The organism is Rhodococcus sp. ACT016 (assembly GCF_050477185.1).
In the GTDB taxonomy this organism is placed as follows: Bacteria; Actinomycetota; Actinomycetes; order Mycobacteriales; family Mycobacteriaceae; genus Prescottella.
Genome location: NZ_JBEAET010000001.1, coordinates 3375531 through 3395105, shown reverse-complemented (window position 1 = coordinate 3395105; position 19575 = coordinate 3375531). Strand labels below are relative to the sequence as shown.

The 19575-nt window shown below is 65.4% G+C and carries 14 protein-coding genes; 9 read left to right on the top strand and 5 right to left on the bottom strand.

Features of this window, described 5'->3' with window-relative positions; all coding sequences use genetic code 11:
- Positions 1-17 precede the first annotated feature (17 nt).
- Positions 18-371, bottom strand: a complete 354-nt coding sequence (locus ACQ5DX_RS15605) for a hypothetical protein (RefSeq protein WP_430333458.1) — start codon at positions 369-371, stop codon at positions 18-20.
- Between the two features lie 115 nt (positions 372-486).
- On the opposite strand from ACQ5DX_RS15605, the gene ACQ5DX_RS15600 reads away from it, so the two are divergent.
- Positions 487-996, top strand: a complete 510-nt coding sequence (locus tag ACQ5DX_RS15600) for a hypothetical protein (protein WP_430333457.1) — start codon at positions 487-489, stop codon at positions 994-996.
- Between the two features lie 5 nt (positions 997-1001).
- Here the strand turns inward: ACQ5DX_RS15600 and ACQ5DX_RS15595 are convergent.
- Positions 1002-2155, bottom strand: a protein-coding gene (locus tag ACQ5DX_RS15595) for an IS3 family transposase (protein ID WP_430335690.1) whose coding sequence is annotated in 2 segments (ribosomal slippage) — positions 1002-1867 and positions 1867-2155 — 1155 coding nt in all. Because the reading frame shifts where the segments join, the coding sequence is not laid out codon by codon here.
- A gap of 517 nt (positions 2156-2672) precedes the next feature.
- On the opposite strand from ACQ5DX_RS15595, the gene ACQ5DX_RS15590 reads away from it, so the two are divergent.
- Complete coding sequence (locus ACQ5DX_RS15590; protein ID WP_430333456.1) at positions 2673-7133, top strand: hypothetical protein; 4461 nt, start codon at positions 2673-2675, stop codon at positions 7131-7133.
- A 490-nt stretch (positions 7134-7623) separates the two neighbouring features.
- Positions 7624-9201 carry an MFS transporter gene (locus tag ACQ5DX_RS15585; protein WP_430333455.1) on the top strand — a complete coding sequence of 526 codons (1578 nt, stop codon included), beginning with the start codon at positions 7624-7626 and terminating at the stop codon, positions 9199-9201.
- A 13-nt stretch (positions 9202-9214) separates the two neighbouring features.
- On the opposite strand, the gene ACQ5DX_RS15580 is transcribed toward ACQ5DX_RS15585, so the two are convergent.
- On the bottom strand, positions 9215-10858 hold the full coding sequence (locus ACQ5DX_RS15580; protein WP_430335689.1) for an acyl-CoA synthetase: 1644 nt from the start codon (positions 10856-10858) through the stop codon (positions 9215-9217).
- Positions 10859-10972: 114 nt separating this feature from the next.
- Here ACQ5DX_RS15580 and ACQ5DX_RS15575 point away from each other — a divergent pair, with 114 nt between their 5' ends.
- The 4 genes from ACQ5DX_RS15575 to ACQ5DX_RS15560 all read left to right on the top strand — a co-directional run bounded on the left by ACQ5DX_RS15575 (position 10973) and on the right by ACQ5DX_RS15560 (position 14666).
- A complete protein-coding gene (locus tag ACQ5DX_RS15575; RefSeq protein WP_430333454.1) occupies positions 10973-11509 on the top strand; it encodes a hypothetical protein in 537 nt (178 codons plus the stop codon).
- 154 nt (positions 11510-11663) lie between these two features.
- Positions 11664-13163, top strand: a complete 1500-nt coding sequence (locus ACQ5DX_RS15570; RefSeq protein ID WP_430333453.1) for a PepSY-associated TM helix domain-containing protein — start codon at positions 11664-11666, stop codon at positions 13161-13163.
- Positions 13160-13636, top strand: coding sequence for an Rv2732c family membrane protein (locus tag ACQ5DX_RS15565; RefSeq protein ID WP_430333452.1), 477 nt, complete (start codon positions 13160-13162; stop codon positions 13634-13636). The genes ACQ5DX_RS15570 and ACQ5DX_RS15565 overlap by 4 nt, the downstream gene beginning before the upstream one ends.
- 136 nt (positions 13637-13772) lie before the next feature.
- Positions 13773-14666 (top strand): TIGR03564 family F420-dependent LLM class oxidoreductase, encoded by an 894-nt coding sequence (locus tag ACQ5DX_RS15560; protein WP_430333451.1) that lies wholly within the window; start codon positions 13773-13775, stop codon positions 14664-14666.
- A gap of 390 nt (positions 14667-15056) precedes the next feature.
- Here ACQ5DX_RS15560 and ACQ5DX_RS15555 read toward each other — a convergent pair whose 3' ends face one another.
- Together ACQ5DX_RS15555 and ACQ5DX_RS15550 are read right to left on the bottom strand one after the other, a co-directional pair.
- The gene (locus ACQ5DX_RS15555; RefSeq protein WP_430333450.1) at positions 15057-16262 is read right to left on the bottom strand and encodes an acyl-CoA dehydrogenase family protein; all 1206 of its coding nucleotides are present in this window, start codon (positions 16260-16262) and stop codon (positions 15057-15059) included.
- Between the two features lie 44 nt (positions 16263-16306).
- On the bottom strand, positions 16307-17719 hold the full coding sequence (locus ACQ5DX_RS15550; RefSeq protein ID WP_430333449.1) for an acyl-CoA dehydrogenase family protein: 1413 nt from the start codon (positions 17717-17719) through the stop codon (positions 16307-16309).
- Positions 17720-17888: 169 nt separating this feature from the next.
- On the opposite strand from ACQ5DX_RS15550, the gene ACQ5DX_RS15545 reads away from it, so the two are divergent.
- Positions 17889-18575: a response regulator gene (locus ACQ5DX_RS15545; protein ID WP_430335688.1), complete on the top strand. Its 687-nt coding sequence runs from the start codon at positions 17889-17891 to the stop codon at positions 18573-18575.
- Entirely contained in the window at positions 18572-19561 is a 990-nt protein-coding gene (locus ACQ5DX_RS15540) for a HAMP domain-containing sensor histidine kinase (protein ID WP_430333448.1), read from the top strand. The genes ACQ5DX_RS15545 and ACQ5DX_RS15540 overlap by 4 nt, the downstream gene beginning before the upstream one ends.
- The last annotated feature ends 14 nt before the right edge of the window (positions 19562-19575 follow it).

The following is a 19575-nucleotide window of genomic DNA, read 5'->3' as shown; positions in this document are numbered from 1 at the left end:
GGCGACTGCGACTACCGTCATCTCCGATTCACCGCCCGGCCGGTATCCGCGACGATCTGACCGACGCTCATGACGGTCATCGTCTTGATGAAATCCAGGTCGCCCGAGGCAGTCGGGGCGGCTAACGCGAGCTGTTGCTGCATCTGTGCCACCAGCGCGACTTGCTCCATGGCATAGGCGCCAGTCCGAGCCGCGGCGTCAACCTTGGCCTGCTGGACTTTGCCAGCAGCGCTAACTTGAGCCGAACGAACCTCGGTCGAGTGATCAATCGCAGCGAGATCGCGGGCGGTCTGACGGGCCAGCGCCCGGCCGGCAAGTCGACTACTCCTGGATCCGGTTGTTGAAGCTCCAAAGCGCTCAAGATCGGTCATGATACTTCTTTCAGTCGGTGGACAGTCCGGCGATTTGCCCTCTACCTCAAGGTTTGCGGATTGAACGCCGTCTCTTCTGGGCACGAACCGGGCAGTTGCCGGGCAAAATCGGGTCATGCCGGAACCGACACTTCGCGATCGCCTCGTTAATGACCTGAAGGTCGTGCGGAGACGTGGCCTGCATCGGCTATCTGACTACCTAGACGACGTGCCTGCACTACGCGAGGTCACCGCGCAGACCACGGGAGCGGATAACGCCGAGCACATCGAGAACTTGCTACGCAGCGTGTACAAGTTGCGCAGTGAAGGAGCACAAGGGACGGCGATCGGCATACTGCTTGGGCTTGAGCAAGGCCGCCGAGGAGCCAACCCAACCGTCCTGCGCCAAGTTGCGGCCACCCGGTTGGGCTACCACTCAGTCGACACCTTCAGAAAGCAGCCCGAGGCTAATGCCCTGCTGACCTTTGCAAGTTTGATTGAGACATACAGCATCGAGTATCAAGCATCCTCGCAGCCTGAGGACTACAAGATTAACGTCGCACTGAATGCGATTAAGGAACTCACACTCACTGAGTACGCCGAGCTGATTGGGACTGCCCCCACCTTGGTTGACTCGTGGGGTTGAGTAGTTCAGGCCGCGTATGCGGCTCTGTTGATTGTCTCAAACTCGATCGGAGTGAGCTTTCCGAGACGGCGTTGCCGGCGCTTGCGGTGGTAGGTCCGTTCGATCCAGGTCACGATCGCCATACGTAGTTCTGTTCGGGTCGACCATCGCTGCCGATCGAGGACGTTCTTCTGCAGGAGAGCGAAGAACGACTCCATTGCGGCATTGTCGCCACATGCTCCCACGCGTCCCATCGAACCACGTAACCCGTTGTGTGAGAGTTCATGTACGAACTTCCGTGACCGAAATTGACTCCCTCTGTCGGAGTGCACAATCGTTCTGGTCGGGTCGCGTTGCGCGATGGCATTTCGCAACGCCGTGACTGCCAGGGACGCCTTCATACGGGAGTCGATCGAGTACCCGACGATCTTGTTCGAGTACACATCCTTGATCGCGCAGAGGTAGAGCTTGCCCTCGTCGGTGCGGTGTTCAGTGATGTCGGTCAGCCAGAGCTCGTTGGGCTGCCCAGCGGCGAACCGGCGGTCGACGAGGTCGTCGTGAACTGGCGGGCCGGCTTTTCTGTTCAGGCCTCGCTTCTTCGAGAACACCGACCAGATGCGCTCTTGCGAGCACAGTCGTGCGACGCGGTTCTCGCCGGCGGTGATGCCTCGATCGGGGAGTTCGTCTGCGATGAATCGGTAGCCGAAGGCGGGATCGTCGGCATGGATCTCGCGAGCAGCATTGATGAGATGCGCATCGTCCCAATCACGTTGCGTTACTGGATCTTTCCTCAATTTGTAGAACGCCTGGGTGGAGAATCCGAGAACCCGGCAGGTCACCGTGACGGGGACACCGTCAGCGGCAAGGTCGAGGACCAGCGGGAACATCATTTTGGGTTGATGTCCCGGGACAAATAGGCGACGGCACGGCGCATGACCTCGGCTTCCTGCTCGAGGAGCTTGATCCGCTTGCGTGCTTCTCGTAGCTCCGCCGACTCGTCCGAGCTCGTGGGCGTCGTGCCAGTGTCGATGCCGTCCTCGCGGTTGGCGATCTTCAACCAACGGTGCAGGCAGCCCTCGGAGATTCCGAAGTCCTTCGCGATCTGGCGCAGCGGGGCCTCGCCTTTACGAGCGACCGCGATGACGTCGCGGCGGAACTCCTCGGGAAACGCTTTCGGCATGGGGAACATCCTTCCACCTGTGACGAGCGGTCCTCACAGGTCAAGATGTCAACCAAACCGGGGGCAGTCCCATTCAACGATTGCAGGCGTGGTTCAAGGCCAACGGACGCGGCCTGTACGAGACATAGACGCGAGTCGCGCCGCTATGACGTACTTCGGGCGTCCTGCGAAGAACGGAGGGTCGGGCTGTTACGCCGTGTCTGGCACACAATGTCTAGTTGGTTTGGCATGCTGTGCACGCGGAGGGCGGCGGGCCTCTAGCCTGATTCTTCGCACATTTGTTCGAGCTGATGGTAAAATGGCATCATATGCCTGGAAAAAGCGAAGGTAGACCAGCTGTGTCGCTTATGAAGTCGGACCTCTACTCATCCCTATGGGCAAGTTGCGACCAGCTTCGATGCGGCATGGACGCGCCACAGTACAAGGACTACATCCTCACCGTTGGTCGAGGAGGCCTGGTGATGATGTCGCGGGTTGAGGATGCGAGTGCACGAAGCGCCTGCAGCTTGGAGTCCATGTGAGTCCGAGGCCGGGCGGTGAGGCCGACAAACTGGGTAACAAGTACGAGGCAGCGTGGGCCATTAGGCATGCGCTTTACTGCATCGCAGATGAGCGCCATTCGCTGACGCTCGAAGATGTGGATATTGAAGTCGGCAAAGGTTCGGAATTTACCTATGTAAGCGGTACATCCACCGAGGTTCACCAGCTCAAGCGTCAGAATGGAAACAGCAACAGCTGGACGGTGAAGGCTCTCGCTGACCTCAAGGTCTTCGACGCGGCAGCCACTCATGTTGCAGCAAGTCGCGAATTTCACTTCGTTTCTCTGGTCCCTTGCCGTCCGTTGCAGGAGTTGGCTGACCGGGCGCGTAAGTCATCCGATCTAATCTCGTTTACCCAGTCTTGGCTGACGGAGGAACTCCGTCCCGTCTTTGATCAGTTGTCTGCCGCGAAAATTCTCGGCAGCCCGCAGAACACCTGGGACACCTTGCGAGGCATGTGGTTCTCGGTCCAGGATGAGCACGACATCATCCGAATGAACGCTATGCTCGCCGGACGTCAGTTGGGTGGAGCGACGGGTCATTTGATTGCGCTCGCGATCGGAGACCTCCTTCTCGACAACCTTGGCCGGCGACTTACGCGGACTGAACTCCTAGAGCTGCTCGCACAGCAAGACATCCGTCCGCTCGAGGCCGCCTCGCGCCAAAGCGCACACGAGCAGGTGCGTGCCCTCACGAACAGCTGGCGTGAGTCGGTACGACGCGAACTGCTACAGCCCCGCATCGAACGTGTTGAAGCTTCTCAGTTGATCGACGTATTTCGCGATCACCGGATGGGCTTCGTAGCCGGTACCGCGGGCGGAGGAAAGAGTTCAGTTCTTGAGCAGTCCGTCGAGTCACTTGAAGCTACAGGCGCGAAAGTGCTCGCCATTCGTCTTGACCGTCTCGACTCGTTTGCTTCGACGACGGACTTGGGTCGACAGCTTGGACTAGAGACCTCACCGGCGGTCGTATTGGCGTTGGCCGCCGAAGAACGGAACGCGTTTCTTGTCATTGATCAGCTCGATGCGGTCAGCCTTGCGTCGGGACGAATGCCCGAAAGTTTCGACATCGTTGTGGACCTCATCGGAGAAGCGTTGTCGGTGTCGGGCATCAACGTCATCCTCGCCTGCCGAGAGTTCGATATCGACAACGACCATCGGATTCGGTCACTGACTGACCGGTCGGACACGGTGAAGGTGTCCATCGGCCCTCTCACTGCTGAGGTGGTCGACGCCGCCGTCACTGAGATGGGCCTCGATCCGACACGTTTAACCACTTCCCAGCGAGCGATTCTGCAAACTCCGCTGCACCTCGTGCTACTCGAGACGATTGCCGGCGAAAAGGCAGCGCTAGCCTTTCAATCCAAGGGCTCGCTGTTCGAGGCCTATTGGGAGCGTAAGCGGCAAACCTCCCGCGCAAGGCGAGCTAATGTGCGATTCAACGACGTGCTCAACCGAGTCGCGAACGCGGCAAGCGACCGCCAGACGCTCTCCGTCCCAGTCGAGATTCTTGATGACGGCGACCTCATCGAGGATGCGAATGTGCTTGTTTCAGAACACGTCCTGGCTCGTGACGGTAACCGGATCGCGTTCTTCCATGAAACGTTTTTCGACTACGCATTTGCGCGGCAATGGGTATCGCGATCTGAATCATTGGTCGATTTCCTGCTGCGGGATGAGCAAGAGCTGTTCCGCAGGGCACAGGTTCGTCAGATCTTGCAACACCTCTATGAACGCGAACCTGAACGCTTCCGGATTGAAGCATCAGGCGCGTTGACGAGCGAACAAGTGCGCTTCCACATCAAGGCGACAGTGCTTGCAGTGCTCTCCAACCTCGCTGCTCCTACCACCGAGGACGCCGAGGTTGTGTTCGAGGTCGCCGCAGCGGCGCCGCAGCTTGAGGAGCAACTCTGGTCGCACACACGGCGCGCCCCCTGGTTCAGAAGGTTCCACGAAGACGGCACGATCGTCGCCTGGCTTGATAGCGGGGAGGCGACTCTGCAGCACCGTGCGGTCAACCTGATGACAAGCGCTATTAAGGAGTTGCCGGGCGAGGTGGCCGAACTTCTACGTGCACTTCAGGCTGCGCCTGAGTACCTCAACTGGCTGCGGTGGATCGCTCGATTCTCGGACGCACATCAGAATCGTGCACTGTTCGAATTAATCCTAGCGGCGGTCCGCGAAGGTGGCTTCGACACCGCCGAGAATGAGCTGTGGCTAGCAGTTCATGACCTTGCGAAGCATAAGCCGCTTTGGGCGATTGAGTTGATTCAGGCACGGGTCGTTGACCACCCTGAAGGACTTTCGCTAGATGAGAGTGAGTATGTCGGTCTCCTCAAGCTGCGGGAGTACAGTGCAACAGAGCTGGTGCGCGAAGCTGCCACAGCTGAACCCCTGGCCTTTGTCCAGACGGTCGTTCCGTACCTATGTCAGGTCATGGCTGCCACGGCCTATGAGCCGCGTCCCGGTGACCCTATTCGTGACCGACACTTCTCAGCGCGGTTTGATGTCGACGAGCTTGATGACAGAGATCTTGATGATGCGCTGTTCACTGGCTCAGTTCGCGCACTCGAAGTACTTGCTCAGACCTCACCTCACGAAGCTCGACCGCTACTCGAAGAACTGGCCGCCGATCCGCACGATGCGGCTCAGTTCTTGCTCTACCGGGCGCTGACCGCCGGTGCTGCCAGCTTCGCTAGTTGGGCGGCGACCTTGATCCTGGAAGGTGGTGCCCGTCTTGATTGTGGCTATATGTCGGACTCGGACTGGGTCGCGCGCGAGTTGGTCCGGGCAGTGGCGCCACATCTCAGCGATGAGGTTCACAGGCAGCTTGAGGACCAGTTCCGCGACCTGCGCAATGCCTACGAGAGTCGCCACAGCTTCGGATGGTGTTCGTTCACCTTCCTCTCGGCACTTGAGGAACAGCGACTAAGTCCAGAGGGCGTGCGTCGGCTAGGGGAGTATCGCCGAAAGTTCCAGGAAGACGCGCCGTCGAAGCCTCGCGGTATGGTCGGCGGCGCGATTGGTTCGCCCATCGGGTCGCAAGCAGCGAGCAGGATGACCGATGAGCAGTGGCTTAAGGCCATGACCAGGTACGGCTCTGACGAAAGGAACTGGGGCACCTTCACGGGTGGAGCCCGCGAATTGTCATATGTCCTGCGTGAGCAGGCGGCTGCTGACCCGGGCCGCTTTACCCGCCTAGCTCTCAAGCTGACGCCGGAGCACAATGCAGCGTACGCCAATGGTCTCTTGATGGGTTTCGCGGATGCCGATCACTCTGACGAGACGGCGCCACTGATCTATGCCGCTGTTCGACACATCGCGTCCCTCGGGCATGATGAAGTCGACCGTTGGCTTGGTAACGCACTGAGACGCTACTACCGCGACGTCCCGCTTGATTTAGTTGAACTTCTCCGCGATCGCGCACTCCAGTCTTCGGACCCCGAAGATGATTCGCCTATCTTCACTCGCGAGGGAGATGACGGCAGAAGTGCAGCCGATATGCGTCATGCTGGCATCAACACGGCGAGAGGCAGTCTTGCCGAAACGCTCGGCGACCTGCTCGTCTACGACGCTGACGGTGCGCGTACTGAGCTCGTTCGACCGCATCTCGACACACTCGCGACCGACCCAGTGCTCTTCGTCCGATCGTGTGTTGCACATGTAGTCGCAGCGTCGCTCCGACATGCTCGTCCGGATGCCGTCGCGGCGTTCGAGAAGCTGATCGATGCCGACGATCGAATTTTGGCGGCGGAGATGGTGCAGCGATTGATGCTCCACATCGGCAATGTCAACCCAGAGATTATTACCCCCGTTATTCAGAGGATGCTGGAGTCCCAGAATGCGGAGGCGCGTGAGGCGGGCGGAGCACTCGCCGCTTTTGCCGCGCTCGAATGGAGCCGTCCCGAGTTGATGACGCAGGTGTTGGCAGGTGACGCCAGGGTGCGGAAGGGTGCTGCAGAGATCTGCGCTCATCGTGTTGATCGAACGATGAACGTCGAGCTTGCGAGTTCCGCTCTGATCGGCATGATGAATGATGATGACGAAGAAGTCCTAAAGGCTGTTGCGAAGGTCGCTCCTCACCTACGCGACCACCCCCTCCGTCCATTCGCTGGTCTACTGTCTGCACTCATTGAATCGCCAGCCTACGACCATGCAACCCCGCAGTTATTGCTCACGCTGCAGCACGCGCCAGACAAGGTTGATGAACTCGTATTGAAGGCGTCTCAACGGTTCATTTCCGTCTTTGGCAGTGATGCCGGTGACATCCGGACCGGTGCCGCTGGCGACGCGCGCTACATCAGTGAGCTAGTAGTCCGTGGCTTGGCTCAATCTCGAAACAGGCGCCATCGGGCGGCGTTGCTCGACGTCCTGGATATGCTTCTGGAGCTTGGTGTCTACGGTGTGGACGACGCGATCGCAGAAGCTGAGCGACTGTAGGACCTTGTAGATAGTTGGACTCACTAGGTGGGGCGAGCGTTGCATGGCGACAAGCGAGCAGGAGGTCAAGAGGCTGGACTTAGCTAATCCGCTGACCCTGTGGTCTGACGGAGACGCCTTGCAACTTCAAGATCCGGAGCACCGTTGACTTCCCGAGTCCAAGCCGCTCCGCCACACCCAGCGCACTGAGCCCAGACGTGTACAGCTCGACTGCTTCTCGTCGATGAGACTCCGTAACGCGCGACCGGACGTTTCTGCCTGGGGGCAATCCGGGGTCAGCCGGGGTTGCGCATCGATTAGGGGTGTTGATTTTGGCACCAGCGAGGACTACTAAGAAGAACCCCCGTCCTGATCCAGGGCGGGGGTTCTTTGCTGTGTGCAGGCCGTTCCGGATCGGTCCGGCGCTTCCGCCCGATACCCTCGGATTCCAGCGGCGATGCCGCACTCACCATACGGATGGTGGCGCGACTGCCGAGGTGGTGAGCCAGCCATGTCAGACGGTGCGATGACCGACGGATCCGCTCGGGCCGCGGACCACACGAAGTTGCTCGCGACCCTCCTCGCGATGGCCATGTTCGTTCTGGTCGTCGACACGTCCTTGATGAATGTGTCGATTTCTGCCGTGGTGCGAGATCTCGACACCACCGTCAGCGGTGTGCAGGCGGCGATCGCGCTCGAGGCGCTGGTGTCGGCGGCCTTCATCCTGATCGGCAGCAAGGTGGGCGATCTCATCGGGCGCAAGCGGGCCTACGTGTTGGGCCTGTTCGGCTACGCGACGGGTGCGGCAGCGATGTCGGTGGCGCAGAGCCTGACGGTCGTGATCATCTTCTGGGCCGTCATCGGAGGGATCGGCGCTTCACTGCTGCTGCCCGCGATGCAATCGCTCGTGCACGGCAACTTCGAAGGCGACGCTCAGAAGAAGGCCTACGCCCTCGTCGGGGCCGCGGCCGCGATCGCCGCTGCCGTCGGACCGCTGCTCGGCGGATTCATCACCACCTATCTCTCGTGGCGCATCGCGTTCCTCCTCGAGGTGGCGATCATCGTCGTCGTGCTCTCCGGTATCGGACTCGTCCGCGACGTGCCGTACACCGGGTCTCGGCGGGTGGACGTCGTCGGTGCGGAGCTCTCGGTCGTGGGTATGGGCGGGGTGGTGCTGGGCATCCTGGTGTGGCAGGAGGGTGGAGAGGCGGTCGCCGCGCTCCTGGCGACGGGTGCCGTGGGGCTGGGCGGGCTGGCCTACTGGTTGGTGCGGCGGAAGCGACGCGGCGAACCGACACTGCTGGATCCGGATCTGTTCCGATCGAAGGTCTTCAGGGTCGGTGTTTCGCAGCAGATGCTCCAGCAGATCGCGCTGGGCGGCACGATGATCGCGCTGCCGATCTACCTGCAGATGGTGCTCGAATACAACGCGATGCAGGCGGGACTGTCGCTCGCGCCCCTGTCGCTGAGCATGTTCGCCGTGGCACTGCTCGCGGGGAAGAAGTCGGGTGACCGTGACCCGGCCGGGATCATTCGGTGGGGCTTCCTGCTGGCCACCGTCGGCATCGCCGTCCTGATCCCGTTGGTGCCCCGGGCGGAATTCGGGTGGGCGCTGCTGGTGCCCCTCGTGGTTGCCGGTTCGGGCCTGGGGTTGCTCGTTTCGCAGCTGAACAACTACACGCTCGCGCCGATCTCGGAGGAACGCGTCAGCGAAGCTGCCGGCACCAACTCGGCGGCAGGGTCGTTCGGGCTGTCGTTCGGACTGGCCTTCGCCGGTGCGGTCATGTTGGCGACGCTGTCGATCACCTTCACCTCGATGGCGCACTCGAGCGCGGTGCTTCCGCCCGCGGACCAGCAACGCGTCGCCCAGGTGCTCGAGGAGGACGCGCAGGTCATGAGCAACACCGAACTCGAATCGTTGCTCGCGGGCCAACCGGCCCAGATCCAGGACGAGATCATCCGCATCAACACCGACGCGCGCCCCCTCGCGCTGCAGGTCGCACTGCTCGTACCCGTTGTGGCCGGCCTGCTCGGGACGCTCAACTCGTTCCGTATGACGCGCGGCTCACGCAGCACCCACGACGGGTGACTCTCGTAGGCACTCAGTCGGATTCGACGTCCATCTCGATCAGCACCCGCCGCAGCAGCTTGCCGGTCGTGTTGCGGGGCAACTCCTCGACGAAGACGACATCGCGGGGCACCTTGTAGCGGGCCAGGTTCGTTTTCACGTGTGCGCGGATCTCGTCCGCGTTCCGCGTCGACGTCGGGGCCGGCACCACGAATGCCCGTAGCCGGTGGCCGAATTCGTCGTCCACGACGCCGACCACCGCGACGTCGAGGACGTCGGGGCGTTCGGCGATGAGGTTCTCGACCTCGAGGGGGTACACGTTCTCGCCGCCGGAGACGATCATGTCGTCGTCGCGGCCGTCGACGAACAGCAGGCCGTCGCGGTCGAAGTGCCCGACGTCGCCGGTGGAGAGCATGCCGTCGATGCGCTGCTTGTCGCGGCCGTCGGTGTAGCCCTCGAAGCTCAGCCCGCTCTTCGCGAAGATCCGTCCGACGACGTCGGGTTCGGTGATCTGGTGGCCGTCGTCGTCGAACAGGGCGATGTGGCAGGTGGCGGGCACGCGGCCGGCGGTCCCGGGGGCGTGCTCGAGGTCGTCGGGGGTGGCGATGGTGACGGCGGCGACCTCGGTGGAGCCGTAGAAGTTGTACAGCACCTTCCCGAACGCCTGCTGGGTGCGGATGCTCAGGTCGGGGGAGATGGCCGAGCCGGCGGCGAAGATCACCTTCAGGCTGGAGGTGTCGTACCGGGACAGCACGTCGGGGCCGAGGTCGATGATGCGCTGCAGCATCGTCGGAACGAGGACGAGGGAATCGGCGCGGTGTTCGGCGAGTAGGCGGACGGTGACCTCCGGGTCGAAACGACGCTGCATCACGACGGTGTTCTCGAGTGCGAATCCCAGGACGAGCTGGGAGACGCCGGTGCCGTGGAACGTGGGTGCGGGCACGAGCATGGTCTGCCGGGGGCGCAGCGGGATCCGGTCCAGGAACTGGGCCGACACGAGCGGCGAGGTGTGACCGCGCGGTGCGCCCTTCGGGGTACCGGTGGTGCCGCTCGTGAGGAGGATGAAGGTGCCCGGTTCCTCCGGGGCGGGCACGGTGTCGGTGGACTGCCCGGCGATGAGTTCGTCGAGGGTGCGCGGCGTCGTCTCGGACGGCGGTGTCCGCGCGGGTTCGTCCACCCACGACCGGAACAGCGTGACGTCGGAGGGCAGGGCGTCGGCGATGTCGGCGAACTCGCTGTCGAACACGAAGTGGCGCACGCCTTCTCGCTTCGCCACGTCTGCGAGTTGGGGGCGACCGAATCCGGTGTTCATCAGCACCAGGCGCGCGCCGCCCTTCGTCGCGGCCAGCATCGTCAGCACCAGACCGCGGTGATTGCGGCACATGGCGCCGATGCACGAACCGGCTTCGATGCCCTCGGCCTGCCACGCGTGGACCAGGGCGTTGGACTGCTGCTCGAGTTCGCGATAGGTGAGCGGTCCGCGTTCGTCGATCAGTGCGACGCGGTCGTGCCCCTGCGCGGCGTGGGCGTGGACCGACCCGGCGAACGGCCCGTACTTGTCGACGCCGAGCAGCACGCGAATGCCCTCGTCGACGCGGGGGAAGGGGATCAGGCCGGAGCGCTGCAGAACTCGGACGGCGCTGAGCGTGTCGGCGATCTTCGTCAGAACGTCCTGCATGGTGGCTCCCATCGGCGACGTCAGCAGTATCAGCCTAATGGTGATGGACATCACAGTTCGAGGATTCGTCCCGCTCGATGTACTAACGGCTGTAGTAGGCGCTACTGTCGCGGGGTGAATGCCCGAGCCGATGCCGTCGCGCGCCTGCGCGGCATGTTCGTCGGCTCGCTGTCCGGGGCGATCAGCATCGCGGCGCACGGACTCGGCGGCGGGACCGCCGTGCCGAGCGAGGAAGCGATCGTGCTGCTGCTCGCCGCCAGTGCCGTGGTCGGAGCCGTCGTCTCCTCGCTCCGCGGCGGCCGCAATCCGCTGCTGTCGCTCGCGGCGGTGCTCGCGGCCGGCCAGGGAATCGGCCACCTCACGCTGACGCTGGCGTCCGAGCACGGTCACGGCCTCCACCTGACCCCGCAGATGCTCGCGGCGCACGCCGCAGCGACCGTCGTCGGCGCAGTGCTGGTCCGGGCGGCCGAGCGGTCGGTGCTCACCGTGATCGGCTCGGTGATCCGCATCGTGGTCGCGGTGCTGACCGCGCCCCCGGTGCCCGACGTCCGCCGGTGGACGCCGACCGCCGTCCCTCGCCTCGATCCGACGACTTCTCGCGTCGCCCGCGTCGCGGGCGGCACGCGCGGACCTCCCGCTCTTTCCCGGTAGACGGCCGGTCGCGCACCCGCGCGTCCGGCGTCCGCTGCTGTCTGCACCGCCGACGTCCGCACACGACTCGTGTGCCGGTCCGTGTCGGCGTGTCCTTCGCGGCGCGTGTGCTCGTCTCGCGCGCCGATCCGAACTTCAGGAAAGAGCCTGTTCCATGCACGCTTCCGAAGGCGTGGGGATCACCCCTGCGCACCTTCCGAACGCCCCGAAACCCCGCAGCGAGGCAGAGACCGCGTCGCAGGACCCGTCGCCGCCGGGCGCGTTCCGCCGGCTGGTCCTGCGCCTGCACTTCTACGCCGGCATCTTCGTCGCGCCGTTCCTCGTGATCGCCGCGATCAGCGGTGGCCTGTACGCGATCGCGCCGACGCTCGAACAGTTCGTCTACCGCGACTACCTGCACGTCGAGTCGACCGGACCCACCGCGCCGGTGAGCGCGCAGGTCGCGGCCGCACAGGCCGAGCGTCCCGACCTGACGGTGTCGGCCGTGCGGCCGTCCACCGAGGACGGGCAGACCACGCGGGTGCTGTTCGCCGACCCGACGCTCGGCGAATCCGAGCGGCTCGCGGTGTTCGTCGACCCGGTGTCCGCACGGCCGGTCGGCGAGCTCGTCGTCTACGGCAGCAGCAGCGCACTGCCGCTGCGGACGTGGATCTCGCAACTCCACCGACACCTGCACCTCGGCGAACCCGGCCGCATCTACAGCGAGCTGGCGGCGTCGTGGCTGTGGGTGATCGCGCTCGGCGGCGTCTACCTGTGGGTGCGCCGCTACCGGACGGCGAAGGCCCGCGGCGCGTCCGCCGCGCCCCGGCTGTGGACCGTCAAGCGTGGGGCCCGCGGGCGCAATCGCGCGCTCGGATGGCACGGCGCGATCGGATTGTGGATCGCGCTCGGCCTGGTGTTCCTGTCCGCGACGGGCCTGACCTGGTCGAAGTACGCGGGCGAGAACATCGGTGACCTGCGCGCCGATCTCGGCTGGGGTACGCCGTCGGTGTCGAAGTCGCTCGACGTTGCGGAGGCCCCGGCATCCGGTGGTCACGACGGTCACGGCGGGCACGACACCGCCGCGCCGACCGGAGCCGATGTGCTCGACACCAATGTCGCACGCATCGACGACGTGCTGGCGATCGCCGCGAACGCGGGTGTGACCGGTCAGGTCGAGGCGTCGATCCCGTCGAAGTCCGCCACCGCGTTCACCGTCACACAGACACGGCAGCCGTTCCAGTTCGCGACCGACGCGGTGGCGATCGACGGCGCGACGGGACAGATCACCGACACGTCCCGATTTGCGGACTGGCCGCTGGCGGCCAAGCTCACGTTCTGGGCCATCGGCATGCACATGGGTATCCTCTTCGGTCTGCTCAACCAGATCGCACTGCTGGTGCTGGCCGTGGCGTTGCTGGTGGTGATCGCCCTCGGCTACACGATGTGGTGGCGGCGTCGTCCGACTCGTGGCTCGCGGCGGTGGGGCCGTCCGCCGGTGCGCGGCGGGCTGCGTGGCCTGTCTGCGGGTGCGATCGGGTCGATTGTGATCGGGTCCGTACTGGTCGGATGGTTCGTGCCGCTGCTGGGGCTGACCCTGCTCGGGTTCGTCGCCGCCGATATGGTTTTCGGTGTGTTTCAACGCAGACGAGCATCGACCGACGTGAGCGTATGAGCGACGACTTATCGCTGCTGCGACGAGAACTGGCGTCGATCGAGGCGAAGGTGGCCCGTGAGGTCGACCCGCGCGGACGGGCCCCCTTCATCGCGGCGACGGTGATGATCCTGCTGATCGCGTTGGCCGCACCGCAGGTGGACGGGCTGCGCGCGTGGAACGTCCTGGCCGGCGGGCACCACGAGGTGGCGTCGCTGGCACGACTGTTCACCTGGTTCGTGGTCGTGTTCGGAATAGGCGTGTCCGCGCTCGCCGCCTGGACCAGGCGCTGGGTGTTCGCGTGGGTCGCGATGGCCGGCGTCACGGTCGGCACGGTTCTCGGGCTGCTCACGTACTGGTCGCAGCACAGCGTCCGCAGCGTCCACACCGGCAGCATCGGCTATGGCCTGCTCGTCGAGTGGGCGGCGATGGCGCTGCTGGCGGTGCTCTGGATCCCGGTCGTCGCCGGCCGTTCCAACGTCCTGCGGCGCTGAGTGTCGGACATGAGTGGCCCGGTCGCGTCTGCGGCCGGGCCCCTCGTGTTCCGGAATCCCACCGCGATCCACTTTCGAACTGGGACACTGCCTTCGACGTCGACGGAAGGGGTGGTCGGAGATGGAGATCGGCCGGATGGTGTGGCCGACAGCGCGACTCGACGAGGTGGTCGCGCTGGTGGCGCAGGTGGAGGCCGACGGGTTCGCCGCGGCGTGGGTGCCGCAGATCTTCGGGTGGGATGCGCTGACGGTGCTCGCCCTGGCCGGTGATCGGACGACGTCGATTCGGTTGGGAACCGCGGTGCTGCCGACCCATCCGACGCATCCGCTGATGATGGCCGCGTCGGCCCTGACCACGCAGGCCGCGGTCGGCGGACGCCTCCAGCTCGGGATCGGTGTCTCGCACCGGTTCATCGTCGAGGACGTGTGGGGGCTGAGCTTCGATCGTCCGGTGCAGTGGGCACGGGACTACCTGGCGGCGTTGGTTCCGACACTGCAGGGGGAGCGGACGCATGTCGACGGGGTGCGGTTGCGCGCCGAGTTGCCGCGTCCGCTGGACACCTTCGACACCCCGGCCCCGCCGGTGCTGATCGCGGCGCTGGGGCCCGCGATGCTGCGACTGGCCGGTGAGCACACCGACGGCACGGTCACCCTGATGACGGGCGTCCGCACGGTTGCCGAACACATCGTCCCGACCATCAGCGTGGCCGCCGCGGCCGCCGGCCGGCCGGCGCCCCGGATCGTGGTGGGTCTGCCGATCTGCGTGACGTCCGACGTCGAGGCTGCGCGCGAGCGTGGCCGGAAGGAGTTCGCGGCGTACACCAACACGCCGTCGTACCGGGCGATGCTCGACAAGGAGGGCGCCGCCGACCCTGCCGACGTCGCGTTGATCGGTTCGCGCGATCAGGTGCTCGAGAAGCTGGACGCATTGCGCGACGCCGGTGCCACCGAATACATGGCGTGGGTCTTCGGGGCAGACGAGGAGCAGGCCGCGACCGTCGAGTGTCTGCAGGGCTACCTCGGCCGTTGAGGCGGACGGGCCCTCGATCGATCGCGGGAATTCCGCGACAATCCGGACTCGAACCGACAATTCGGTAATAGTCTCGATCATGATCTGTGGCAATACCGAGACAAGCTGGATCCGGCTCGTTATCGTTCGAATACCTTGATCGGATGTATATGGCCGCGGTGCAAAGGTGCTTCGACGGATGCACCGATTCGGATAATCCGCGGCCGCCGACAGGGTGAATTGATGCAGGTCCGCGAGGGGTACCGCCTCCTGGTCCCTCCGGTGTGAACCTCCTCCCGCGACCCATGCGCGGGAGGTGGTTCGCCGTCCGGGCATTTCACTGACGAATCCGTCCCCGCCACTCGTGAAGCGGCGGGGACGGATTCGTTGTGAGAGATGTTGCCGTGCAGCCTACTTGAGTTCGGCCGAGGACTTGCCGAGCACGCGTCGGGCGACGATGAGCTGCTGGACCTGCTGGGTGCCCTCGAAGATGTCGAGGATCTTGCTGTCACGGGCCCACTTCTCGAGCAGCGGGCGCTGCGAGTAGCCCAGCGGACCGGCCAGTTCGACGGCCTTGAGGGACACGGCGGTTCCGGTGCGGCCGGCCTTCGCCTTCGACATCGACGCCTCGAGCGAGTTGGGCTTCTTGTTGTCGGCCATCCACGCCGCGCGCAGCGCCAGCAGGTACGACGCCTCCCAGTCGGCCTCGAGCGCCAGGAACTCGGCCGCGGCCGCGTGCTGGTTGTACGGCGGGATGTCGTACGAGATCTCGACGCCGGCCTCCTCCAGGATGCCGCGCAGTTCCTCGAGGACGGCCCGGCCCAGGCCGACCGCCATGCCCGCGACGATGGGGCGGGTGTTGTCGAACGTCTGCATGACGCCCGCGAAACCCTTCTCCACGTTCACTTCCGGGCTGCCGAGCAGGTTGTCCTTCGGGATACGGCAGTCCTGCAGCAGGAGCACCGCGGTGTCGGACGCCTTGATGCCGAGCTTGTGTTCGAGGCGGGCCACGCTCAGGCCCGGCGCCTCCCGGGGCACGACGAACGACTTGATCGCCGCGCGGCCCTTGGTCTTGTCGACACTCGCCCACACCACGATGTGCGTGGAGCGCTCGCCGGCGGTGACGAAGATCTTCTCGCCGTTGAGGACCCACTCGTCGCCGTCGAGGACGGCGGTGGCGGTGACGGCCGCGGAGTCGGAGCCGAAGCTCGGCTCGGTGATGGCCATCGACGCCCACACCTTGCCGAACCGCTCGAGCTGCTCGTCGGTGGCGACCGCGGCGATCGCCGAGTTGCCGAGACCCTGGTAGGGGATGGACAGGGTCAGGCCCACGTCACCCCAGCAGGTCTCGATGACGTTCATCAGCGACGCCATGTTGCCGCCGTTGGTGTTGCCCATGACCTTCGGCTCGTCGCCGCGGCCCAGGGCGGCGCCGGACGCGCCCTGCCCCGAGTCGTTGAGGCCCTCGACCATGGCCGCCATGGTGTCGAGTTCCTTGGGGTACTCGTGCTCGGCGAGGTCGTACTTGCGGGAGATGGGGCGGAAGATCTGTGCTGCGACCTGATGCGCCTGGTTCGCAGAGGCCCTCAGCTTCTTGGGAAGTTCGAGGTTGATCATCGAAAAGGTCTCCTAGTCGAAAGATCCGACGAATCGGGTCGGCGTCAGATGAGGACGATGCCTTCGGCAACGCCGATCGCCCGCAGGTCGCGGTACCAGCGCTCCACCGGGTGTTCCTTGGTGTAGCCGTGGCCGCCGAGCAGCTGGACACCGTCCAGACCGATCTGCATGCCCTTGTCCGACGCGAGCTTCCGGGCCAGCGCGGCCTCGCGGGCGAAGGACAGGCCCTGCTCCGCGCGGGATGCGCCGCGCAACGTCACCAGCCGCATGCTGTCGAGTTCGATCGCGATGTTCGCGACCATGAACGCCACCGCCTGGCGGTGGCTGATCGGCTCGCCGAACGCCTCGCGCTCGTTGACGTAGGGGATCACGTAGTCGAGAACGGCCTGGCACGTGCCCACGCCGAGCGATGCCCAACCCAGACGCGCCAGGCGGATCGCGTCGGCGTACTCGCGCGCTCGCTGGTCGGCGTCGCCGTCGCCGAGGATGGCCGACTCCGGCACCGCGACGTCGGTGAGGATCAGACGGCCCAGGCCGGCGGCCCGCAGGCCCATGCTCGGATCCGACTCGACGACAAGGCCCTTGGTGTCGGACTCGACGAGGAAGAACGCCGGACGGCCGTCGAGTTCGGCTGCGATCACGAACAGCTCCGCCGAACCCGCCGCCGGGACGAGGCTCTTGACGCCGTTGAGCTTGTAGCCGCTGGGGGAGCGGACCGCCTTGGTCTGCAGCGCGAACGGATCGAACAGTGCGCGCGGTTCGCTGACGACGACCGCGGCGGCCGGGACGTTGTCGCCCGCGAACGCGGGGAGGTACGTCTGCTGCTGGGCGTCGGTGCCCCACTGGGTGAGGGCGACGGCCACGCCGCTGGGCGCGAGGATCGGCAGCGCCAGACCCATGTCGCCGTGCGCGAGGGCCTCGGCCACCAGCGAATTGGTGACCGCACCGCGCTCGGATGCCACCCCCTCGAGTTCCTCGGGGATGTTGATGAGCGTGATGCCCAGTTCGGCGGAGCGCTTCAGCAGATCCGACGGAGCCTCGGCGGCCTCGTCGGCGTCGTGCGCGGCCGGACGCAGGATCTCGGCCGAGAACTCGCGCACCGTCTCGACGATCATCTTCTGCTCGTCGTCGGGCGTCAGGTCGAAGTAATCGGCGTGCTTGGTGGCGCCGTCGGACAGGCGCTTGGGCGCGCCGCCGCCGGAGACACGGTTGAAGGTGCGGGTCGCGGCCCCGAGGGTCTTGAAGCCGGTCTTGGTGCCCTCGTAGGTGACGCGGTCGATGACCTGGCGCAGGTTGTACTTCTCGGCCAGGTCGGACCCGGTGATCCGGGTCAGCACGCGCATCGCGGCGCCCATCGCGTCCCGCTTGACCGGGTTCAGGCCGACCGCCGAGGTGTCGCGGGGCTCACGCTCGGCGCCGTTCGTCTTCACAACGTCTTGCTTGCTCATGATGACCATTTCTCCGGGGTTCGGTCGCGGACGCCACTACCTTACTCCGGAGTAAGAAGTGGCGTCGAGTCAAAAGGGAAAGTGACGAGCGTCACCTTTCGGGCATCGAAAACCTGCACACAACCTTCACAACTCCTCCGGGGCATCCCCACAACCGCGAAATACAGTCGATCTCGTGATGAACCGCGACCCGGGTAGCCGACGAAGAGTGCTCGTCGTCGACGACGAACACACGATCTCCGACTCGATCGCCGCCCGCCTGCGCGCGGAAGGCTACGACGTGCGGATCGCCGGCGACGGCCCGCATGCCGTCGCCGAGTGCGAGGCGTTCCGGCCCGACGTGGTGGTGCTCGACGTCATGCTCCCCGGTTTCGACGGGCTCGAGGTGTGCCGGCGAATCCAGGCGTCGCGCGCGGTTCCGGTGCTGATGCTGACCGCCCGCGCCGACGAGACCGACATGGTGATCGGACTCGGCGTGGGCGCCGACGACTACCTGAGCAAGCCGTTCAGCATGCGGGTCCTGGTCGCGCGGATCGCCGCACTGCTGCGCCGCGCCGAGCGCGTCGTCGACGCCGAGGTCCTGGTGCTCGGCGACGTCTCGATCGACCTCACCGCCCGTCAGGTGCGATCCGCGGGTGTCGAGGTCCATCTGACCCGGACCGAGTTCGACCTCCTCGCACATCTCGCGTCGCGGCCGCGCGCAGCGGTCGCCCGCGAAACCCTGCTCGAACAGGTGTGGGGGTGGGGAGACGGTGCGAGCAGTCGCACCGTGGACAGCCACGTGAAGGCGTTGCGCCGCAAGCTCGGTGGCGACGTGATCCGCACGGTGCACGGTGTCGGCTACGCGCTGGAGGTGCCGCGATGAACTGGCCCCGGCCCCTCGACCCGCTGCGGTCCTTCAAGGCCAAGACCGGTCTGTTGGTGGGCGCGTCGCTGGTCCTGGCGTCCCTGACGTTCTGGGTCACGTCGCAGTGGCAGTTCCGGTACGCGCTGCTGGCCGCGCTCGTCGCGGCGCTGGTGGTGACGCAGGCGCTGGCGCACGGCATGACGTCGCCGCTGCGCGAGATGACCGCGGCCGCGAAGGCGATGGCCACCGGCGACTACTCCCGCCGGGTGCGCTCGACCTCGCGTGACGAGATCGGCCAACTGGCGGCCGCGTTCAACCAGATGGCCGAGGACCTCGAGGCGCACGACCGGTATCGCCGCGAACTGATCGGCAACGTCTCGCACGAGTTGCGCACCCCCATCGCGGCGCTGCAGGCGGTGCTCGAGAACGTCGTCGACGGCGTCGAGATCCCCGACGAGACGACGATGCGATCGGCGCTGGCCCAGGCCGAACGGCTGGGCGGCCTGGTCGCCGATCTGCTGGACCTGTCGCGACTCGAGGGCGGCGCGGTTCCGTTGCGCCTGCAGACCTTCGAGATCGCCCCCTTCCTCGACGACGTCGTCCGGCAGGCGTCGACTCCGGCGCGGCCGCTGCGGGTGGACGTCGACGTGGCGCCGGCCGGCCTGCAGGCGGTCGCCGACAGCGCCCGTCTCCACCAGGTGATCGCGAACCTCGTCGACAATGCGGCCCGACACGGGTCGCCGCACGGGCCGGTGCGGATCCGGGTGCGCACCGATCCGCATGCGGGAGAACTGCTCCTGGACGTCCACGACGACGGCCCGGGCATCGCCGCCGCCGATCGCTCCCGGGTCTTCGAGCGCTTCGCGCGCGGCGGCGCGCAGGACGGCGGGACCGGACTCGGACTCGCCATCGCCCGGTGGGCGGTGGAACTGCACGCCGGGCGCATCGAGGTGCTCGACACGCCGTCGGGCTGCTGCATCCGCGTGGCGCTGCCGCAGGCGTAAGCGCACGACACGAC

Coding starts and splice junctions, on each gene's coding strand:
- ACQ5DX_RS15605 (WP_430333458.1), bottom strand. CDS start 371: ATGACCGATCTTGAGCGCTTTGGAGCTTCAACAACCGGATCCAGGAGT.
- ACQ5DX_RS15600 (WP_430333457.1), top strand. CDS start 487: ATGCCGGAACCGACACTTCGCGATCGCCTCGTTAATGACCTGAAGGTC.
- ACQ5DX_RS15585 (WP_430333455.1), top strand. CDS start 7,624: ATGTCAGACGGTGCGATGACCGACGGATCCGCTCGGGCCGCGGACCAC.
- ACQ5DX_RS15580 (WP_430335689.1), bottom strand. CDS start 10,858: ATGCAGGACGTTCTGACGAAGATCGCCGACACGCTCAGCGCCGTCCGA.
- ACQ5DX_RS15570 (WP_430333453.1), top strand. CDS start 11,664: ATGCACGCTTCCGAAGGCGTGGGGATCACCCCTGCGCACCTTCCGAAC.
- ACQ5DX_RS15565 (WP_430333452.1), top strand. CDS start 13,160: ATGAGCGACGACTTATCGCTGCTGCGACGAGAACTGGCGTCGATCGAG.
- ACQ5DX_RS15560 (WP_430333451.1), top strand. CDS start 13,773: ATGGTGTGGCCGACAGCGCGACTCGACGAGGTGGTCGCGCTGGTGGCG.
- ACQ5DX_RS15555 (WP_430333450.1), bottom strand. CDS start 16,262: ATGATCAACCTCGAACTTCCCAAGAAGCTGAGGGCCTCTGCGAACCAG.
- ACQ5DX_RS15550 (WP_430333449.1), bottom strand. CDS start 17,719: ATGGTCATCATGAGCAAGCAAGACGTTGTGAAGACGAACGGCGCCGAG.
- ACQ5DX_RS15545 (WP_430335688.1), top strand. CDS start 17,889: ATGAACCGCGACCCGGGTAGCCGACGAAGAGTGCTCGTCGTCGACGAC.
- ACQ5DX_RS15540 (WP_430333448.1), top strand. CDS start 18,572: ATGAACTGGCCCCGGCCCCTCGACCCGCTGCGGTCCTTCAAGGCCAAG.